Annotated in this window: 23 protein-coding genes; all 23 read left to right on the top strand. The window is 64.3% G+C overall.

What is annotated here, in order from left to right; genetic code table 11:
- Positions 1-49: 49 nt before the first annotated feature.
- The 23 genes from OEG81_RS00800 to tatC all read left to right on the top strand — a co-directional run bounded on the left by OEG81_RS00800 (position 50) and on the right by tatC (position 15,817).
- Positions 50-631, top strand: coding sequence for a chromate transporter (locus tag OEG81_RS00800; protein WP_264130789.1), 582 nt, complete (start codon positions 50-52; stop codon positions 629-631).
- A gap of 39 nt (positions 632-670) precedes the next feature.
- Positions 671-1,198: a chromate transporter gene (locus tag OEG81_RS00795; protein WP_264130788.1), complete on the top strand. Its 528-nt coding sequence runs from the start codon at positions 671-673 to the stop codon at positions 1,196-1,198.
- 103 nt (positions 1,199-1,301) lie between these two features.
- On the top strand, positions 1,302-2,129 hold the full coding sequence (locus OEG81_RS00790; RefSeq protein WP_264130787.1) for an ABC transporter ATP-binding protein: 828 nt from the start codon (positions 1,302-1,304) through the stop codon (positions 2,127-2,129).
- Entirely contained in the window at positions 2,126-2,914 is a 789-nt protein-coding gene (mlaE, locus tag OEG81_RS00785; RefSeq protein ID WP_264130786.1) for a lipid asymmetry maintenance ABC transporter permease subunit MlaE, read from the top strand. The genes OEG81_RS00790 and mlaE overlap by 4 nt, the downstream gene beginning before the upstream one ends.
- A 19-nt stretch (positions 2,915-2,933) precedes the next feature.
- Positions 2,934-3,431 carry an outer membrane lipid asymmetry maintenance protein MlaD gene (gene mlaD / locus OEG81_RS00780; RefSeq protein ID WP_264130785.1) on the top strand — a complete coding sequence of 166 codons (498 nt, stop codon included), beginning with the start codon at positions 2,934-2,936 and terminating at the stop codon, positions 3,429-3,431.
- Between the two features lie 52 nt (positions 3,432-3,483).
- Positions 3,484-4,332 carry a VacJ family lipoprotein gene (locus OEG81_RS00775; protein ID WP_264130784.1) on the top strand — a complete coding sequence of 283 codons (849 nt, stop codon included), beginning with the start codon at positions 3,484-3,486 and terminating at the stop codon, positions 4,330-4,332.
- An 11-nt stretch (positions 4,333-4,343) separates the two neighbouring features.
- Entirely contained in the window at positions 4,344-5,000 is a 657-nt protein-coding gene (locus tag OEG81_RS00770; protein WP_264130783.1) for a phospholipid-binding protein MlaC, read from the top strand.
- Positions 5,001-5,094: 94 nt separating this feature from the next.
- Positions 5,095-5,886, top strand: a complete 792-nt coding sequence (locus OEG81_RS00765) for an ABC transporter ATP-binding protein (RefSeq protein ID WP_264130782.1) — start codon at positions 5,095-5,097, stop codon at positions 5,884-5,886.
- Positions 5,883-6,677 (top strand): ABC transporter permease, encoded by a 795-nt coding sequence (locus tag OEG81_RS00760; RefSeq protein WP_264130781.1) that lies wholly within the window; start codon positions 5,883-5,885, stop codon positions 6,675-6,677. Before OEG81_RS00765 ends, OEG81_RS00760 begins: the two co-directional genes overlap by 4 nt.
- Before the next feature lie 5 nt (positions 6,678-6,682).
- Positions 6,683-6,931 carry a BolA family protein gene (locus OEG81_RS00755; RefSeq protein WP_264130780.1) on the top strand — a complete coding sequence of 83 codons (249 nt, stop codon included), beginning with the start codon at positions 6,683-6,685 and terminating at the stop codon, positions 6,929-6,931.
- On the top strand, positions 6,924-8,189 hold the full coding sequence (gene murA, locus OEG81_RS00750) for a UDP-N-acetylglucosamine 1-carboxyvinyltransferase (RefSeq protein WP_264130779.1): 1,266 nt from the start codon (positions 6,924-6,926) through the stop codon (positions 8,187-8,189). Before OEG81_RS00755 ends, murA begins: the two co-directional genes overlap by 8 nt.
- The gene (gene hisG, locus OEG81_RS00745; RefSeq protein ID WP_264130778.1) at positions 8,186-8,875 is read left to right on the top strand and encodes an ATP phosphoribosyltransferase; all 690 of its coding nucleotides are present in this window, start codon (positions 8,186-8,188) and stop codon (positions 8,873-8,875) included. Before murA ends, hisG begins: the two co-directional genes overlap by 4 nt.
- A 93-nt stretch (positions 8,876-8,968) precedes the next feature.
- Positions 8,969-10,285, top strand: coding sequence for a histidinol dehydrogenase (gene hisD, locus OEG81_RS00740; protein WP_264130777.1), 1,317 nt, complete (start codon positions 8,969-8,971; stop codon positions 10,283-10,285).
- Positions 10,286-10,287: 2 nt separating this feature from the next.
- Positions 10,288-10,875: an imidazoleglycerol-phosphate dehydratase HisB gene (gene hisB, locus OEG81_RS00735; RefSeq protein WP_264130776.1), complete on the top strand. Its 588-nt coding sequence runs from the start codon at positions 10,288-10,290 to the stop codon at positions 10,873-10,875.
- A 36-nt stretch (positions 10,876-10,911) separates the two neighbouring features.
- On the top strand, positions 10,912-11,568 hold the full coding sequence (hisH, locus tag OEG81_RS00730; RefSeq protein WP_264130775.1) for an imidazole glycerol phosphate synthase subunit HisH: 657 nt from the start codon (positions 10,912-10,914) through the stop codon (positions 11,566-11,568).
- A gap of 4 nt (positions 11,569-11,572) precedes the next feature.
- A complete protein-coding gene (gene hisA / locus OEG81_RS00725; protein WP_264130774.1) occupies positions 11,573-12,316 on the top strand; it encodes a 1-(5-phosphoribosyl)-5-[(5-phosphoribosylamino)methylideneamino]imidazole-4-carboxamide isomerase in 744 nt (247 codons plus the stop codon).
- Positions 12,313-13,122 carry an imidazole glycerol phosphate synthase subunit HisF gene (hisF, locus tag OEG81_RS00720; RefSeq protein ID WP_264130773.1) on the top strand — a complete coding sequence of 270 codons (810 nt, stop codon included), beginning with the start codon at positions 12,313-12,315 and terminating at the stop codon, positions 13,120-13,122. Before hisA ends, hisF begins: the two co-directional genes overlap by 4 nt.
- A complete protein-coding gene (gene hisI / locus OEG81_RS00715) occupies positions 13,119-13,523 on the top strand; it encodes a phosphoribosyl-AMP cyclohydrolase (RefSeq protein WP_264130772.1) in 405 nt (134 codons plus the stop codon). Before hisF ends, hisI begins: the two co-directional genes overlap by 4 nt.
- A complete protein-coding gene (locus OEG81_RS00710; RefSeq protein ID WP_264130771.1) occupies positions 13,520-13,864 on the top strand; it encodes a phosphoribosyl-ATP diphosphatase in 345 nt (114 codons plus the stop codon). The genes hisI and OEG81_RS00710 overlap by 4 nt, the downstream gene beginning before the upstream one ends.
- A 21-nt stretch (positions 13,865-13,885) precedes the next feature.
- Entirely contained in the window at positions 13,886-14,254 is a 369-nt protein-coding gene (locus tag OEG81_RS00705) for a histidine triad nucleotide-binding protein (RefSeq protein ID WP_264130770.1), read from the top strand.
- A gap of 13 nt (positions 14,255-14,267) precedes the next feature.
- Positions 14,268-14,495 carry a Sec-independent protein translocase subunit TatA gene (gene tatA / locus OEG81_RS00700; RefSeq protein ID WP_264130769.1) on the top strand — a complete coding sequence of 76 codons (228 nt, stop codon included), beginning with the start codon at positions 14,268-14,270 and terminating at the stop codon, positions 14,493-14,495.
- Positions 14,496-14,549: 54 nt separating this feature from the next.
- Positions 14,550-15,020, top strand: a complete 471-nt coding sequence (tatB, locus tag OEG81_RS00695) for a Sec-independent protein translocase protein TatB (protein ID WP_264130768.1) — start codon at positions 14,550-14,552, stop codon at positions 15,018-15,020.
- A complete protein-coding gene (tatC, locus tag OEG81_RS00690; RefSeq protein ID WP_264130767.1) occupies positions 15,017-15,817 on the top strand; it encodes a twin-arginine translocase subunit TatC in 801 nt (266 codons plus the stop codon). Before tatB ends, tatC begins: the two co-directional genes overlap by 4 nt.
- The last annotated feature ends 87 nt before the right edge of the window (positions 15,818-15,904 follow it).

The raw sequence follows: 15,904 nt of genomic DNA, 5'->3' as shown, positions 1-15,904 counted from the left end.
CAGATGCGTGCCACGCGGCGACTTGTTCGGAGGTTCCAATACACGCATTATGAAGACGCCGCCGCTACATTCCCCGCCCTCTTTGATCACCCTGTTCCTGGCCTTCTCGCGCCTGGGCGTTACCAGCTTCGGAGGCGGTCTTAGCGGCTGGATCATGCGCGAGTTCGTGCACAGCCGAAAATGGATTTCGGAAAAGGAATTCGTCAGCGGACTGGCGCTCTCGCAAGCCTTTCCCGGCATCAACGTCGTCAACCTGGCCATCTGGATCGGCTACCGCCTGCGGGGCGGCCAAGGCGCGCTGGTCGCCGCGCTGGGCATGGTCGTACCCGCCATGGGCGTCGCTATTCTCATGGCCGTGGCATTTTCCCAGGTCGCGCACTCAAAGACCGCCCATCTGGCCCTGGCCGGCATCGCCGCCGCCGCAATCGGCCTATCCTTGGAAATGGGACTGCGCACCGCCAAGCACGCGATGGATGGACTGGCCCCCATCATGATCATGGCGGGCACTTTTGCCGCCATATTCGTCTTCCGGCTCAACCTGGTCGGCGTCATCGCCATCGCGGCGCCCTGCTCTGTCGCCGTGGCCTGGCTGAGAATTCGGCGGCGACACCGCCCGGGCAAGCCTCTGTAAACCGTCCCGCTCAATTCTTTCGATTTCCAGATCCTCCCCATGGCCGAAATACTGATTCAATTCGTACGCGTTTTTGCCCCCCTGTCTTTCCTGACCATAGGCGGCGGGCAAAGCATCATTCCGGCCATACACCAGCAGTCGGTGGTCGTGCATCAATGGATCACGAATACTGAATTCCTGGATATGTTCGCCTTGTCCCGCCTGGCGCCCGGGCCTAAAACTCTGCTGGTCACACTGGTGGGATGGCAGGCGGCCGGCCTGGCCGGGGCGCTGGTCGCCTCCTTCGCCATCTTCGTGCCATCAGCCGTGCTGGTGTATTACCTGGCCAAGCTGTGGGCGCGCTATGAGGGCCGCCCCATGATCATCGCCATCGAGCGCGGCCTGGTTCCGGTGGCAGCCGGCATGATCCTGGCTGCCACCGGGACCATTCTTCAGGCAGCGGAGGGCGGCATCTGGGCCTGGGGCGTCGCAGCGGCGTCGACGGTGGCGCTGCTTTACACCCGCGTCAGCCCTTTTCTTCTATTGGGATTGGGCGGGCTGCTGTTTGTGCTGGTGCAGCCGGCCTGACGATGCATGGCCGTATATAGCACGGGTGAAACAGAAATATCCGCAAACAAGGCAAAACACGGTAAAAGGATACAATGCAGGGCTTATCATCAGGCAAACGCCCATGAATTCGCAAACCGTCTCTGACCCTCTCGTAACGTTCACCGATGTGTCGCTGGGCTATGGCGACTTCACGGTGCTGCAGGGCATCGGCCTGGAGGTCCGGCGCGGACAGGTCGTGGCCATGATGGGCGGCTCGGGCTCGGGCAAGACCACGCTGCTGCGCGCGGCCACTGGCCAGATCACGGCGCAAAAGGGATCCATACGGGTATTCGGCCAGGACATCGCCGCGCTGACGGGCGAAGGCCTGCGCGAAGTGCGGCAGCGCATGGGGGTGCTGTTCCAGCAAGGCGCCCTGTTCACCGACCTGAACGTATTCGAGAATGTGGCCTTCCCCCTGCGCGAGCACACCCAGGTGTCGGAAAGCCAGATCGTCGAGCGCGTGCTCGACAAGCTGGATGCGGTCGGCCTGCGCGCCGCGGCCCATCTCAATATCTCGGAGATCTCCGGCGGCATGGCCCGGCGCGTGGCGCTGGCCCGCGCCGTGGTCCTGGAACCCGAGCTGGTTCTGTACGACGAGCCCTTTGCCGGACTGGACCCGATCTCGCTGGGCATTACCGCGCAGCTGATACGCAGCCTGACCGACCGCCTGCACTGCGCCTCCATCCTGATCACCCATGACGTGGCCGAATCCTTCGCCATCGCCGACCAGGTGTATATGGTGGGCCAGGGCAAGCTGATCGCCAGCGGAACGCCGCAAGCGCTTTCCGGCTCGCAGGATCCTTATGTGCGCCAGTTCCTGAACGGCGAGCCCGACGGGCCCATCGCCTTTCATTACCCCGCCACGCCCGCGTTCACGAAGTGGCTGGGCCAACACACAGGACGTCCATGATATCTCCCGTCCAATCCATTGCGACGCTAGGCGGTCGGGTGCGCCGGGGCATCACCGGGCTGGGCGCCTTCATGCGGCTGACCGGCGCCATCCTGATTCGCAGCGGCGTGGCGCTCCGGCGCCCCGGGCTGGTCACGCAACAAATCCATTTCATCGGCAACTATTCCCTGCTCATCATTGCGGTATCGGGCCTATTCGTAGGCTTCGTGCTGGGCCTGCAAGGCTATTACACGCTGAATCGCTACGGCTCCGAGGAAGCCCTGGGCCTGCTGGTGGCGCTTTCGCTGACGCGCGAATTGGGGCCGGTGGTGACGGCGCTGCTGTTTGCCGGCCGCGCCGGCACTTCGCTGACCGCGGAGATCGGCCTGATGAAAGCCGGCGAGCAGATTGCCGCCATGGAAGTCATGGCCGTGGACCCGATACGGCGGGTGCTGGCGCCTCGCTTCTGGGGCGGCGTCATCGCCATGCCGGTGCTGGCCGCCGTGTTTTCCATGGTGGGCATCATCGGCGGATGGATCGTGGGCGTGCTGCTCATCGGCATCGATCCCGGCGCTTTCTGGTCGCAAATGCAGAACGGCGTGGACATCTTCAACGACATCCTGAACGGCGTGATCAAGAGCGTGGTGTTCGGCATAGCGGTCACGCTGGTCGCCCTGCACGCCGGCTGGACGGCCAAGCCCACGCCCGAAGGGGTGTCGCGCGCCACCACGCGCACCGTCGTCACCGGTTCGCTGCTGGTGCTGGGGCTGGATTTTGTACTGACCGCGCTGATGTTCAGCAATTAACGACATACATGGATTAATCATGACGCGTGAAAAAACCGATTTCTGGGTTGGCCTGTTCGTACTGCTGGGCGCCATCGCCCTGGTATTCCTGGCCTTGCGGGCCGGCAACATGAGCTCGTTCTCGTTCGCCCCCACCTATCAGGTGCAGGCCCATTTCGACAATCTGGGCGGCCTCAAGGTGCGCGCGCCGGTGAAAAGCAGCGGCGTCGTGGTGGGACGGGTGGCCAGCATAGGCTTCGACAATCAGCGCTACCAGGCCGTCGCCACGCTGGATCTGGAGCAGCAGTACGAATTTCCCAGCGATTCGTCGGCCTCCATCCTGACGTCGGGCCTGCTGGGCGAACAGTACATCGGCATCACTCCGGGGGGCGAAGAAAAGATGCTGAAGCAGGACAGCGAAATCCAGTACACGCAAAGCGCGGTCGTGCTGGAAGAGTTGATCAGCAAATTCCTGTACAGTTCGGCAAGCAAGGAAGGCGGCGCCGATTCAAACGCCTCCCCGGCATCCAAACCTTGAAATCTGAAACAGCGGTTTACAATTCCCAGTCCGTTGCCTCGCGAATACAAAAATGAAGATACCCGATACTCCGTCCCTTTCCAACGCAAAGCGGCTCGTCCGCCTGGGCAGCCTGCTGGGCGCAACGGTGCTCGCCACCGGCTGCGCAACCGTTGCCCATCCCAACCCGGACGATCCCTGGGAAAGCTACAACCGCAGCATGTTCGCGTTCAACGACACCGTCGACCGCGCCCTGCTGAAGCCCATCGCCATGGGCTACGACCAGCTCATGCCCGACCCGGCGCAAACCTGTATCCACAACGTTTTCAGCAACCTGGGCGATGTCTGGTCGGCCATCAACAGCTTCCTGCAAGGCCGGGGGCATGACTTCTTCAATACCCTGGGCCGGGTGCTGTTCAATTCCACCATGGGCCTGGGCGGCTGCATCGACGTCGCATCCATGAATGGCGCCAAGCGCATCCCCAACGACTTCGGCGTCACGCTGGGTGTCTGGGGCTTCGATTCCGGCCCTTATGTCGTGCTGCCCATCCTCGGATCCAGTTCGGTGCGCGACGGCACCGCCACGCTGGGCACCTTCGCCGCCGGCGTGTCGCCGGTCACCCCCGTGTTTGAAATCGACAACGTGCCCCTGCGCAATTCCATCATCGGCCTGTATGCGGTCGATACCCGTGCAAGCCTGCTCGATGCCGATAAACTTGTTAACGAGGTGGCGCTTGACCGCTACAGCTTTATTCGCGACGCTTACATACAGCGGCGCAACGCTCAGGTGAACAGCCGACGCGACGGCGCCGCCCCACCCGACTACTCCGATGACGGCAGCCTGCCCGACTACTCGGACGACGTCGATGCCGCCGATACAGGCGCCTCGCCTGACGCGGGTGCAAGCAAGGCGGCCCAGTAACAGGAGTCTTTATGTACAGTTTCATCCGTTCCGTATTTCCATTGTCCGGCATCTTGCGTCTTGCCGCGGCCGGCTTCCTGAGCCTGTCCTGGCTGGCAAGCGGCGCGGCGCTGGCTGAAAGCCGGGTCGACGCCAGCAGCGCGCCCAACGATTTCGTCCAGGCCGTCGCCGACAACGCCCTGGAAGCCGTCAAGAAGGACCGGGCCGTGAAATCCGGCGACATGGCCAGCATCAACAAGGTCATCAACGAGTACGTGCTGCCTTATGTGAACTTCGAGAAGACCACGCGCCTGGCGGCCGGCCGCTACTGGCGCCAGGCCACGCCGCAGCAGCAGCGCGACCTGGTCGAGGCGTTCAAGGGCACGCTCATCCGCACCTATAGCGGCGCCTTTACCCGCGTGGATCAGAAGTCGGCCTTCACCATGCTGCCTTTCCGGGGCGATGCCAAGGCGGACGACGTCGTCGTGCGCTCCACGCTTTCCCAGGGCAACGGGCCGTCGGTCGGCATCGATTACCGCCTGGAAAAAACCGCGCAAGGCTGGAAGATATACGACCTGAACGTGGAAGGAATCTGGCTGATCCAGAACTACCGCAATCAATTTGCGCAGCAAATAACGCAAAACGGCATCGACGGCCTTATCGCCGCCCTGAACCAGAACAATCGCTGACCCGGCTCGCGCGGCGCACGGCCGTCCCGGGCCTGCGCCGACCTACTATAATGCAAAGCTTGGCTCATTCGGGCCGAGCTTTTTTTATTGCCTCATGTCCGCCCTTATTCTAGAAAACGTCTCGAAAATATACGCGCCGCCCGGCGGCGGCTGGAAACGCTGGCTTTCGTCCTCGCCCGCCGCACAAGGCTTTCAGGCGCTGAACAACGTCAGCCTCACCGTCGAGTACGGCGAGTTCTTCGGCTTGCTGGGACCCAACGGCGCGGGCAAGACCACGTTGATTTCCATACTGGCCGGCCTGGCCCGGGCCTCCTCGGGCACGGCCCGCGTCTGCGGCCACGACGTGGTCGCCGATTTCAAGCAATCGCGCCGCATGCTGGGTGTGGTGCCCCAGGAAATCGTGTACGACCCCTTCTTCACCGTGCGCGAGACCCTGCGCCTGCAGTCGGGCTATTTCGGCCTGCGCAACAATGACGACTGGATAGACGAGGTCCTGAGCAACCTGGGCCTGGCGGACAAGGCCGACACCAATATGCGCGCCTTGTCCGGCGGCATGAAGCGCCGGGTGCTGGTGGCCCAGGCGCTGGTGCACCGCCCCCCGGTCATCATCCTGGACGAACCCACCGCGGGGGTCGACGTCGACCTGCGCCGCACGCTGTGGGATTTCATCGCGCGGCTCAACAAGGCGGGCCACACCATATTGCTGACGACCCACTATCTGGAAGAGGCCGAGGCCCTGTGCGGCCGCATCGCCATGCTGAAAAGCGGCCAGGTGGTCGCCCTGGACACCACGCAGGCGCTGCTGGCGCGGGTTGGCGGCACCGACCTGGAGGACGCCTTCGTGCGCATCATGCACAACGATGAGTTCCTGGGGGTAACGGCATGAGCTCCACACCGCTGATCACGCCGCGCGACGACCTGGGCTCCGGTTTCCCGACCCTGCTGCGCAAGGAGCTGCTGCGTTTCTGGAAGGTCGCCTTCCAGACCATCGCCGCCCCGGTCCTGACCGCCCTGCTCTATCTGCTGATCTTCGCCCATGTGCTGGAAGGCCGGGTACAGGTGTACGGCACCGTGCCCTATACCTCCTTCCTGATCCCGGGGCTCATGATGATGAGCATGCTGCAGAACTCCTTTGCCAACCCCTCGTCGTCGCTCATCCAGAGCCGCATCACCGGCAACCTGGTGTTCATCCTGCTGCCGCCGCTGTCGCACCGGGAAATCTTCAGCGCCTACATACTGGCCTCCATCGCCCGCGGCCTATGCGTGGGCGCCTGTGTTTGGCTAGTGGCGCTGTTCTTCGTGCCGCTGCCCGTCAGCAATGCGCTGTGGGTGCTGGCCTTCGCCGTGCTTTCCTGCGGCATCATGGGCACATTGGGCATCGTCGCCGGCCTGTGGTCCGAAAAGTTCGACCAGCTGGCCGCCTTCCAGAACTTCCTGATCATGCCCGCCACCTTCCTGTCCGGCGTGTTCTACTCCATACACAGCCTGCCGCCGTTCTGGCAGGCCGTTTCGCGCTGGAACCCGGTCTTCTACACCATAGACGGATTCCGCTACGGCTTCTTCTCGGTATCGGACGTATCGCCGTGGCAAAGCCTGGCCGTCGTGGCGGCCGTGTTCGCCGCGCTTTGTCTTTTCGCCCTGCGCCTGCTGGCCAGCGGCTATAAACTTCGGAACTGATCCTTATGCTGCCCACCCCCGAACAAGTACGCCAGTACATCGCCGACCATCTTGCCTGCGAGCATCTTGAGGTTCAGGGCGACGGCTCCCACTTCGAAGCACTGATCGTCAGCCCCGCCTTCGAGGGCAAGCGCCTTATCGCCCGCCACCAGCTGGTGTACAGCGCGCTGGGCGAGCGCATGAAGGCCGAGATCCACGCACTGTCCATGCGCACCCTGACGCCGGCCGAGTACAAGGCGAACCCGAATGGATAAACTCCAGATCGTCGGCGGCAACCGCCTGAGCGGCGAAATCACCGTGTCGGGCGCCAAGAATGCGGCGCTGCCCATCCTGTGCGCCAGCCTGCTCACGGCCGACAGCATCCTGCTGGAAAACGTGCCCGACCTGAACGACATCGGGACGACACTGAAGCTGCTCGACCGCATGGGCGTCCGCTCCGAGCGCAGCCGCGACGGCGCCGTGCAGCTGAGCGCCGCGCAGATCCACAGCCTGGAAGCCCCCTACGAACTGGTCAAGACCATGCGCGCGTCCATACTGGTGCTGGGTCCGCTGCTGTCGCGCTTCGGCGAGGCCCGCGTCAGCCTGCCCGGCGGCTGCGCCATCGGCCAGCGCCCCGTCGACCAGCACATCAAGGGCCTGGAGGCCATGGGCGCCGAAATCAGGATCGAGCACGGCTTCGTGGTCGCCAAGGCCAAACGCCTGAAGGGCGCGTCGATACGCACCGACATGGTCACCGTGACCGGCACCGAGAACCTGATGATGGCCGCCGTGCTGGCCGAAGGGCGCACCACGCTGGAGAACGCCGCGCGCGAACCCGAAATCGTGGATCTGGCCGAGCTGCTGATCAAGATGGGCGCGCGCATCCAGGGCCACGGCGGCGACCGCATCGTGATCGACGGCGTGGACAGCCTGCATGGCGCCCGCCACCGCGTGGTGGCGGACCGCATCGAAGCGGGCACCTTTCTGTGCGCGGTAGGCGCCGCGGGCGGCGAGATCGTGCTGCGCCAGGCGGCTCCGGGCACCATGGGCGCCACCCTGGACAAGCTCCAGGAAGCGGGGTTGTCCATCGAATGCGGCGACGACTGGATACGCTGCTCCATGAACAAGCGCCCGCGCGCCACTGGTTTCCGCACGCGCGAGTACCCCGGCTTCCCCACCGACATGCAGGCCCAGCTGATGGCGCTGAACACCATCGCCGACGGCACGGCCGTCATCGTGGAAAACATCTTCGAGAACCGCTACATGCACGTCCAGGAGCTGGGCCGCATGGGCGCCCAGATCGACATCGACGGACACACCGCCGTCGTCACGGGCGTGCCCCAGCTGTCGGGCGCCACCGTCATGGCCACCGACCTGCGCGCCTCGGCCAGCCTGGTCATCGCCGGCCTGGCCGCCTTTGGCGAAACCACCGTCGAACGCATCTACCACCTGGACCGCGGCTATGAGCGCATGGAAGAGAAGCTGCGCTCGGTCGGCGCCCATATTCAACGCGTGAAACGGGAAGCCGCATGAGCCCTGCCAGCCTTGATAAACCCCTGACGCTCGCCCTGTCCAAAGGGCGCATTTTCGATGAAACCATGCCGCTGCTCGCGGCGGCGGGCGTGCAGGTCGGCGAGAATCCCGAAACCTCGCGCAAGCTGATCCTGCCCACCAGCAGCCCCGATCTGCAATTGATCATCGTGCGCGCCTCCGACGTGCCCACCTATGTGCAGTACGGCGCCGCCGACTTCGGCATTGCCGGCAAGGACGTGCTGTATGAGCATGCCGCCACCCATCCGGGCGGCCTGTACCAGCCCATCGACCTGAACATCGCCCGATGCCGCCTGTGCGTGGCCGTGCGACAGGGCTTCGACTACGAGGCCGCCGTGCGCCAGGGATCGCGCCTGCGCGTGGCCACCAAATACGTGCAGGCCGCCCGCGAGCACTTTGCCGGCAAGGGGGTCTACGTGGACCTGATCAAGCTGTACGGCTCCATGGAGCTCGCCCCCCTGGTGGGCCTGGCCGACGCCATCGTCGACCTGGTCTCCACGGGCGGAACACTGAAGGCCAACAATCTGGTCGCCGTCGAGGAAGTCGCCCAGATTTCATCGCGCCTGATCGTCAACCAGGCCTCGTTGAAGACCCGATCGGCCAAGCTGCAGCCACTGATCGACGCCTTTGCCCGGGCCTCGGCGCAAGATGGCGGAGGAGCCCGCTGACCCTTTGCCCAGCCGCCCGGCGCCGCGCCTGAATCAATATCCGGTTACGGTATACACTCATTGGTGTATACCGCCATTGCTGTCCCTTCCATCATGTCATTGATCAAACGCCTTAGCACCCAGTCCGACCAGTTCGGGAAAAGCCTGCGCACCCTGCTGGCCTTCGATGCGTCCCAGGATGAATCCATCGAACGCGCGGCGGCCGAGATCCTCAAGAACGTCCGGGAACACGGCGACAGCGCCGTGCTGGATTACACGCGGCAATTCGACCGCCATCCCGCCGCCTCGGTCGCGGCGCTGGAGATCGAACGCCGCGAATGGCTGTCCGCGCTGGACGCGCTTCCGGCGGATCAGCGCGCCGCGCTGGAATCGGCCGCCGATCGGGTGCGGCGCTACCACGAGCACCAGCGGTCCCAGACCTGGACCTACACCGAGGCCGACGGCACGGTGCTGGGCCAGAAGGTCACCCCGCTGGACCGCGTGGGCCTTTACGTGCCCGGCGGCAAGGCCGCCTATCCCTCATCGGTGCTGATGAATGCCATCCCGGCCAAGGTGGCCGGCGTGCCCGAAGTCGTCATGGTGACGCCCACGCCCGACGGCGCGCGCAACCCCATCGTGCTGGCCGCGGCCGCCCTGGGCGGCGTGGACCGCGTCTGGGGCATGGGCGGCGCCCAGGCTGTGGGCGCGCTGGCCTACGGCACGCAAACCATTGCCGCGGTCGACAAGATCGTCGGGCCGGGCAACGCCTACGTGGCGGCCGCCAAGCGCCGCGTGTTCGGCACCGTCGGCATCGACATGATCGCCGGGCCCAGCGAGATCCTCATCATCGGCGACGGCAGCACGCCGGCCGACTGGATCGCCATGGACCTGTTCTCGCAGGCCGAGCACGACGAACTCGCCCAGGCCATCCTGCTCTGTCCCGACGCCGCCTACCTGGACCAGGTCGAAGCCGCCATCGAGCGCCTGCTGCCCGCCATGCCGCGCGCCGACATCATCCGCGCCAGCCTGGGCCAGCGCGGCGCGTTGATCCAGGTGGCCGACCTGGACGAGGCCTGCGCCATCGCCAACGACATCGCGCCCGAACATCTCGAGATTTCCACCGAGAACCCGCAGTCGTGGGCCGATAAGATCCGCCATGCCGGCGCCATCTTCCTGGGCCGCTACAGCTCCGAAGCCCTGGGCGATTACTGCGCCGGACCCAATCATGTATTGCCCACCTCGCGCACCGCGCGGTTTTCCTCGCCCCTGGGCGTGTATGATTTCCAGAAGCGTTCCAGCCTCATCCAGGTTTCGCAAGAAGGGGCGCAATTCCTGGGGCGCATTGCAGCCAAGCTGGCCTACGGCGAAGGCCTGCAGGCCCATGCCGCCAGCGCCGAATACCGACTGAACCCTACCGATTCCAAGTCCTGATCATGCGTACTGCCGACATCACCCGAAACACCAACGAAACCCGCGTGCGCGTTTCCATCAATCTGGACGGCACGGGCCGCCAGTCCATCAACACCGGCGTGCCGTTCCTGGACCACATGCTGGACCAGATTGCGCGCCACGGCCTGATCGACCTGGACATCCAGTGCGATGGCGACACGCACATCGATGACCACCACACCGTCGAAGACGTGGGCATAACCCTGGGCCAGGCCTTTGCCGCCGCCGTGGGCGACAAGGCCGGCCTGCGCCGCTACGGCCATTCCTACGTGCCGCTGGACGAAGCGCTGTCGCGCGTCGTCGTCGATTTCTCAGGGCGCCCGGGGCTGTACTATCACATTCCCTTCACGCGCTCGCACATCGGCCGCTTCGACGTCGACCTGGCGCGCGAGTTTTTCCAGGGCTTCGTCAACCATGCCCTGGTCACGCTGCACATCGACAACCTGCGCGGCGAGAACTCGCACCACCAGTGCGAGACCGTCTTCAAGGCCTTCGGCCGAGCGCTGCGCATGGCCACCGAACACGATCCGCGCAATGCCGGCGTCGTGCCATCGACCAAAGGCGTGCTTTAAACCGCATATCCACACAACCCTCAACGGCTGATTACCGTGAATACTATCGCCATCGTTGACTACGGCATGGGCAATTTCCATTCCGTGGCGCGCGCGCTGCAAGCGGCCGCGCCCGACGCCGACATCCGAATCTGCCGCGAGGCGCAAGACGTCGACCGCGCCTCGCGCGTGGTGTTTCCCGGGCAGGGCGCCATGCCCGACTGCATGCGCACGCTGAACAAGTCGGGACTGCGCGAAGCCGTTGTCCGTGCCGCCCGCAACAAGCCCCTGCTGGGCGTTTGCGTGGGCGAACAGATGCTGTTTACCGAAAGCGAAGAAGGCCATGTGCCCTGCCTGGACATCTTCCCCGGCCGCGTGAAGCGCTTCGCGGGCCCGCAGTATGCGGGCAGCGCCGCGCAGGACATCGCCGGACAGGAGCGGCTGAAGGTTCCCCACATGGGCTGGAACCGCGTGCAACAGACGCGCAGCCACGCATTATGGCAAGGCATACCCGATCAGGCGCATTTCTACTTTGTGCACAGCTACTATGCCGAACCGGCCGATCCGGCGCTCACTGTTGGGGTAAGCCACTACGGAGCGAGCTTTACCTGTGCCGTGGCAGCGGCTAACATTTTCGCAGTACAGTTCCATCCCGAGAAAAGCGCCGACCATGGTTTGCGACTGTATCGGAATTTTGTTGATTGGAATCCATAACATCATGCTACTCATCCCCGCCATCGATCTCAAAGACGGGCGTTGCGTGCGCCTGCGCCAGGGCGATCTGGACGACGCCACCATTTTTTCCGACGACCCCGCGGCCATGGCCACGCAGTGGCTCGAACAGGGAGCCCGGCGCCTGCACCTGGTCGACCTGAATGGCGCCGTAGCCGGCAAACCCAAGAACGAAGCGGCCATCAAGTCCATCATCAAGGCGGTGGCCGACGACATCCCGGTACAGATAGGCGGCGGCATACGCGATCTGGACACCATCGAACGCTATCTGGACGCAGGCATATCCTATGTCATCATCGGCACGGCGGCGGTCAAGGATCCCGGTTTCCTGCGCGACGCCTGCAGCGCCTTTCCCGGCAACATCATCGTCGGCCTGGACGCGCGCGACGGCAAGGTCGCCACCGACGGCTGGAGCAAACTCACGCGCCACGATGTGCTGGACCTGGCCCGCAAATTCGAGGATTACGGCTGCGAAGCCATCGTCTATACCGACATCGGCCGCGACGGCATGCTGTCCGGCGTCAACATAGAAGCCACCGTCAAGCTGGCGCAGCACGTCAACATCCCCATCATCGCCTCGGGCGGCGTGACCGACCTGCGCGACATCGAAGCGCTGTGCGCCGTCGAGGACGAAGGCGTTGAAGGCGCCATCCTGGGCCGCAGCCTGTATGAAGGCACCCTGGACTTCGCCGCCGCGCAAGACATGGCCGACGAGCTCGGAACGACATGACGCAAAACCCCGCGGCACTGGCCGACACCGAACTGACGCGCCGCATCATCCCCTGCCTGGATGTCACGGCCGGCCGTGTGGTCAAGGGCATCAACTTCGTCGACCTGGTCGATGCCGGCGATCCGGTCGAGATCGCCCAGCGCTACAACGAACAAGGCGCCGACGAGCTCACCTTTCTGGACATCACGGCCACCAGCGACGAGCGCGACCTGATCCTGCCCATCATCGAATCGGTGGCCAGGCAGGTCTTCATCCCGCTGACCGTGGGCGGAGGCGTGCGCCAGGTATCCGACGTGCAGCGCCTGCTCAACGCCGGCGCCGACAAGGTTTCCATGAACAGCGCGGCCGTGGCCAACCCCGATCTGGTTCGCCAGGCAGCCGACTACCACGGTTCGCAATGCATCGTCGTGGCCATCGACGCGCGCCGCGTGTCCGTAGCGGGCGAACCCGCCCGGTGGGAGATCTTCACCCATGGCGGGCGCAAGGCCACCGGCATCGACGCCGTGGAATGGGCCCGCAGGATGGCCGAATACGGCGCCGGCGAACTGCTGCTGACCAGCATGGACCGCGACGGCACCAAGTCGGGCTTCGACCTTGAGCTGACGCGCGCGGTGTCCGACGCCGTCGCGGTTCCTGTCATCGCCTCGGGCGGCGTGGGCAATCTTCAGCACCTGGCCGACGGCGTCACGACCGGCCGCGCCAGCGCGGTCCTGGCGGCCAGCATCTTCCATTACGGCGAGTACACGGTCCGGCAGGCCAAGGAATTCATGGCGGGCCAGGGCATTAAGGTACGATTGACGGCATGACGCAAGAAACCACCTGGCTGGACGCCATCCATTTCGACGAAAGCGGCCTGCTGCCGGCCATCGCCCAGGACTACGATACGGGCAACATCCTCATGGTGGCCTGGATGAACGCCGAGTCGCTGGAAGAGACCATCGCCACCGGGCGCGCCGTGTACTGGTCGCGTTCGCGCGGGCGCCTGTGGCGCAAGGGCGAAGAGTCCGGCCATGTGCAGGTGGTGCATGAAATACGCCTGGACTGCGACGGCGACGTCATCCTGCTCAAGGTCAGGCAAGAGGGCGGCATCGCCTGCCATACCGGCCGCGCAAGCTGCTTCTTCCGGCGCCTGGACGGGGCGGCCGGGGAGGCCGTATGGACGGCCGTCGACCCCGTCCTGAAAGACCCCGAGCTGATATACAAATGAATCCGCAAGACACGTGCACCATCCTGGCCCGGCTGGCCGATACGCTGGAATCGCGCCTGCCGGCGAACGGCGGCGACCCTGCAGGTTCATACACCGCCAAGCTGCTGGCGCGCGGCCCCGACGCCTTCCTGAAGAAGATCGGCGAAGAGGCCACGGAACTGGTCATGGCCGCCAAGGACAACACGCCCGAGCGCATCGTGGCGGAAACCGCCGATCTCTGGTTCCACTGCATGGTGGCGCTGGCCCATTACGGGCTGCGGCCCGAGCAGGTGCTGGCGGAACTGGCGCGCCGCGAAGGCGTGTCCGGCCTGGCCGAGAAAGCCAGCCGGTCCGAATCCTGAAACACCATTGACGAGGCTTTCATGAGCGACAACTGCCTGTTCTGCAAAATAGCCAAGGGCGAGATACCCTCGAAGAAAGTGTACGAAGACGAGGATTTCTTCGCTTTTCACGACATAAACCCCGCCGCTCCCGTACACTTGCTATTGATACCGAAACGCCATGTTGTATCCATGCAGGATATTGGCCCGCAAGATGCCCAATGGTTGGGTAGAATGATGGCCCTGGCACCCAAATTGGCGCACGATAATGGCTGCACACCGGGGCCGGATGGCGGTTTCAGGCTAGTCGTCAATACAGGCGTCGAAGGCGGGCAGGAAATCGCCCACCTGCATTTTCATATTATCGGGGGCCCGCGCCCCTGGGACAAACGCGCGGCACCCGCCGCCTAACGGAGACCGTATCATGGGTAGTTTCAGCATTTGGCACTGGCTTATCGTCCTGGTCATTGTCGCTTTGGTGTTCGGCACCAAGAAAATCCGCAACATGGGTGAAGACCTGGGCGGCGCCGTGAAGGGCTTCAAGAAAGGCATGCGCGACGCATCCGAGGAAAAGAAGCCCGAATCCGTCACCCAGCGCGTTCAAGACGACGAAACAATCGACGTCCAGGCCAAAGAGAAGACCGACGTCTGAGAAAGAGGGCTGCATTTCCCCATGACCTCTTCTCTTTAATCGGATTCCTTACTCATGTTCGACGTCAGCTTTAGTGAGCTTATGCTGATCGGCGTCATCGCGCTGATCGTCATCGGGCCCCAGCGCCTGCCCAAGGTCGCCCGCACCATCGGGCACCTGGTCGGGCGCGCCCAGCGCTACGTCAGCGACGTCAAGACCGACATCCAGCGCGAAATGGATCTGGACGAGCTGAACAACCTGAAGGGCCAGATGGAAGAAGCCGCCAATTCGGTCAAGTCTTCCATGCGCGACGCCACCGACAGCCTGCGCAAGCCGCTGGACGAAGCCCAGCAGGCGCTCAAGGACGCCTCGGCGTCGGTCGAAACCCTGGTCGACACCGCCAAGGCGGAAACGGACCAGGCGCCCGCGCCCGCCGGCGCCGACCAGCCGCGGGACGAGGCGGCTACGTCGCTTCCCCTGCCCGGCTTCACCGAAAACACCGACAGCACCGACACCGGCAAGACCAAACCAGGGGCGCCCACGTGACACAAGACGCTTCCCAAGACACGTTCATTTCCCACCTTGTCGAACTGCGCACCCGCCTGCTGCGGGCCGTGGTGGCCGTGCTGGCCGTTTTCGTGGTCCTGTTCATCTACCCCGGGCCGTCCGCCATCTACGACATGCTGGCCCAGCCCATGCTGGCCTCGCTTCCCGAGGGCACGCGCATGATCGCCACCGGCGTGATCACCCCGTTCATGGTGCCCGTCAAGGTCACCCTGCTGGCATCCTTCGTGCTGGCGCTGCCCGTGGTCCTGTACCAGGCCTGGGCCTTCGTCGCGCCCGGCCTGTACCGGCACGAGCAAAGGCTGGCGCTGCCGCTGATCGCATCCAGCACGCTGCTCTTCCTGATGGGCATGGCGTTCTGCTATTTCGTGGTGTTCGGCACGGTCTTTCACTTCATTGCCAACTTCGCGCCCGAATCGATTACCCCCGCGCCGGACATCGAAGCCTATCTCAGCTTCGTCATGACCATGTTCATTGCCTTCGGCGTGACCTTCGAAGTGCCCATCGCGGTCATCCTGCTGGTGAAAAGCGGCATCGTCACCGTGCAGAAGCTGCGGTCCGCGCGCGGCTACGTCATCGTCGGCGCCTTCATCATCGCCGCGGTCGTGACGCCGCCCGACGTGGTCAGCCAGTTCATGCTGGCCGTGCCCCTGTGCCTGCTGTTCGAGCTGGGCGTGCTGGTGGCCAGCAGCCTCAAGAAGCAGGAAGCACAGGCGCGGGACGACGACGAATCCGACGAAGACCTGGATACCGACGAAATCGCGCCGCGCAACGACTGACGCCTGGCCCGGAACCTTCCGGTCCGGCCAAAAACGGCAAGGCCCCGCTTACCCCGGGGCCTTGCCGTTTTTTGGAACCGGCTCGAT

The sequence above is a fragment of the Pollutimonas sp. M17 genome (genome assembly GCF_025836975.1).
Classification (GTDB): domain Bacteria; phylum Pseudomonadota; class Gammaproteobacteria; order Burkholderiales; family Burkholderiaceae_B.
This window is presented reverse-complemented; position numbering and strand designations above follow the sequence as displayed.

Bases quoted from the DNA above. Each gene is read 5' to 3' on its own strand.
- hisB (WP_264130776.1), top strand. From the start codon at position 10,288: ATGCGTACTGCCGACATCACCCGAAACACCAACGAAACCCGCGTGCGC.
- OEG81_RS00760 (WP_264130781.1), top strand. From the start codon at position 5,883: ATGAGCTCCACACCGCTGATCACGCCGCGCGACGACCTGGGCTCCGGT.
- OEG81_RS00775 (WP_264130784.1), top strand. From the start codon at position 3,484: ATGAAGATACCCGATACTCCGTCCCTTTCCAACGCAAAGCGGCTCGTC.
- hisD (WP_264130777.1), top strand. From the start codon at position 8,969: ATGTCATTGATCAAACGCCTTAGCACCCAGTCCGACCAGTTCGGGAAA.
- OEG81_RS00795 (WP_264130788.1), top strand. From the start codon at position 671: ATGGCCGAAATACTGATTCAATTCGTACGCGTTTTTGCCCCCCTGTCT.
- mlaE (WP_264130786.1), top strand. From the start codon at position 2,126: ATGATATCTCCCGTCCAATCCATTGCGACGCTAGGCGGTCGGGTGCGC.
- hisF (WP_264130773.1), top strand. From the start codon at position 12,313: ATGACGCAAAACCCCGCGGCACTGGCCGACACCGAACTGACGCGCCGC.
- OEG81_RS00755 (WP_264130780.1), top strand. From the start codon at position 6,683: ATGCTGCCCACCCCCGAACAAGTACGCCAGTACATCGCCGACCATCTT.
- murA (WP_264130779.1), top strand. From the start codon at position 6,924: ATGGATAAACTCCAGATCGTCGGCGGCAACCGCCTGAGCGGCGAAATC.
- OEG81_RS00710 (WP_264130771.1), top strand. From the start codon at position 13,520: ATGAATCCGCAAGACACGTGCACCATCCTGGCCCGGCTGGCCGATACG.
- OEG81_RS00790 (WP_264130787.1), top strand. From the start codon at position 1,302: ATGAATTCGCAAACCGTCTCTGACCCTCTCGTAACGTTCACCGATGTG.
- OEG81_RS00800 (WP_264130789.1), top strand. From the start codon at position 50: ATGAAGACGCCGCCGCTACATTCCCCGCCCTCTTTGATCACCCTGTTC.
- tatB (WP_264130768.1), top strand. From the start codon at position 14,550: ATGTTCGACGTCAGCTTTAGTGAGCTTATGCTGATCGGCGTCATCGCG.
- hisG (WP_264130778.1), top strand. From the start codon at position 8,186: ATGAGCCCTGCCAGCCTTGATAAACCCCTGACGCTCGCCCTGTCCAAA.
- tatA (WP_264130769.1), top strand. From the start codon at position 14,268: ATGGGTAGTTTCAGCATTTGGCACTGGCTTATCGTCCTGGTCATTGTC.
- OEG81_RS00705 (WP_264130770.1), top strand. From the start codon at position 13,886: ATGAGCGACAACTGCCTGTTCTGCAAAATAGCCAAGGGCGAGATACCC.
- OEG81_RS00765 (WP_264130782.1), top strand. From the start codon at position 5,095: ATGTCCGCCCTTATTCTAGAAAACGTCTCGAAAATATACGCGCCGCCC.
- hisI (WP_264130772.1), top strand. From the start codon at position 13,119: ATGACGCAAGAAACCACCTGGCTGGACGCCATCCATTTCGACGAAAGC.
- mlaD (WP_264130785.1), top strand. From the start codon at position 2,934: ATGACGCGTGAAAAAACCGATTTCTGGGTTGGCCTGTTCGTACTGCTG.
- OEG81_RS00770 (WP_264130783.1), top strand. From the start codon at position 4,344: ATGTACAGTTTCATCCGTTCCGTATTTCCATTGTCCGGCATCTTGCGT.
- hisA (WP_264130774.1), top strand. From the start codon at position 11,573: ATGCTACTCATCCCCGCCATCGATCTCAAAGACGGGCGTTGCGTGCGC.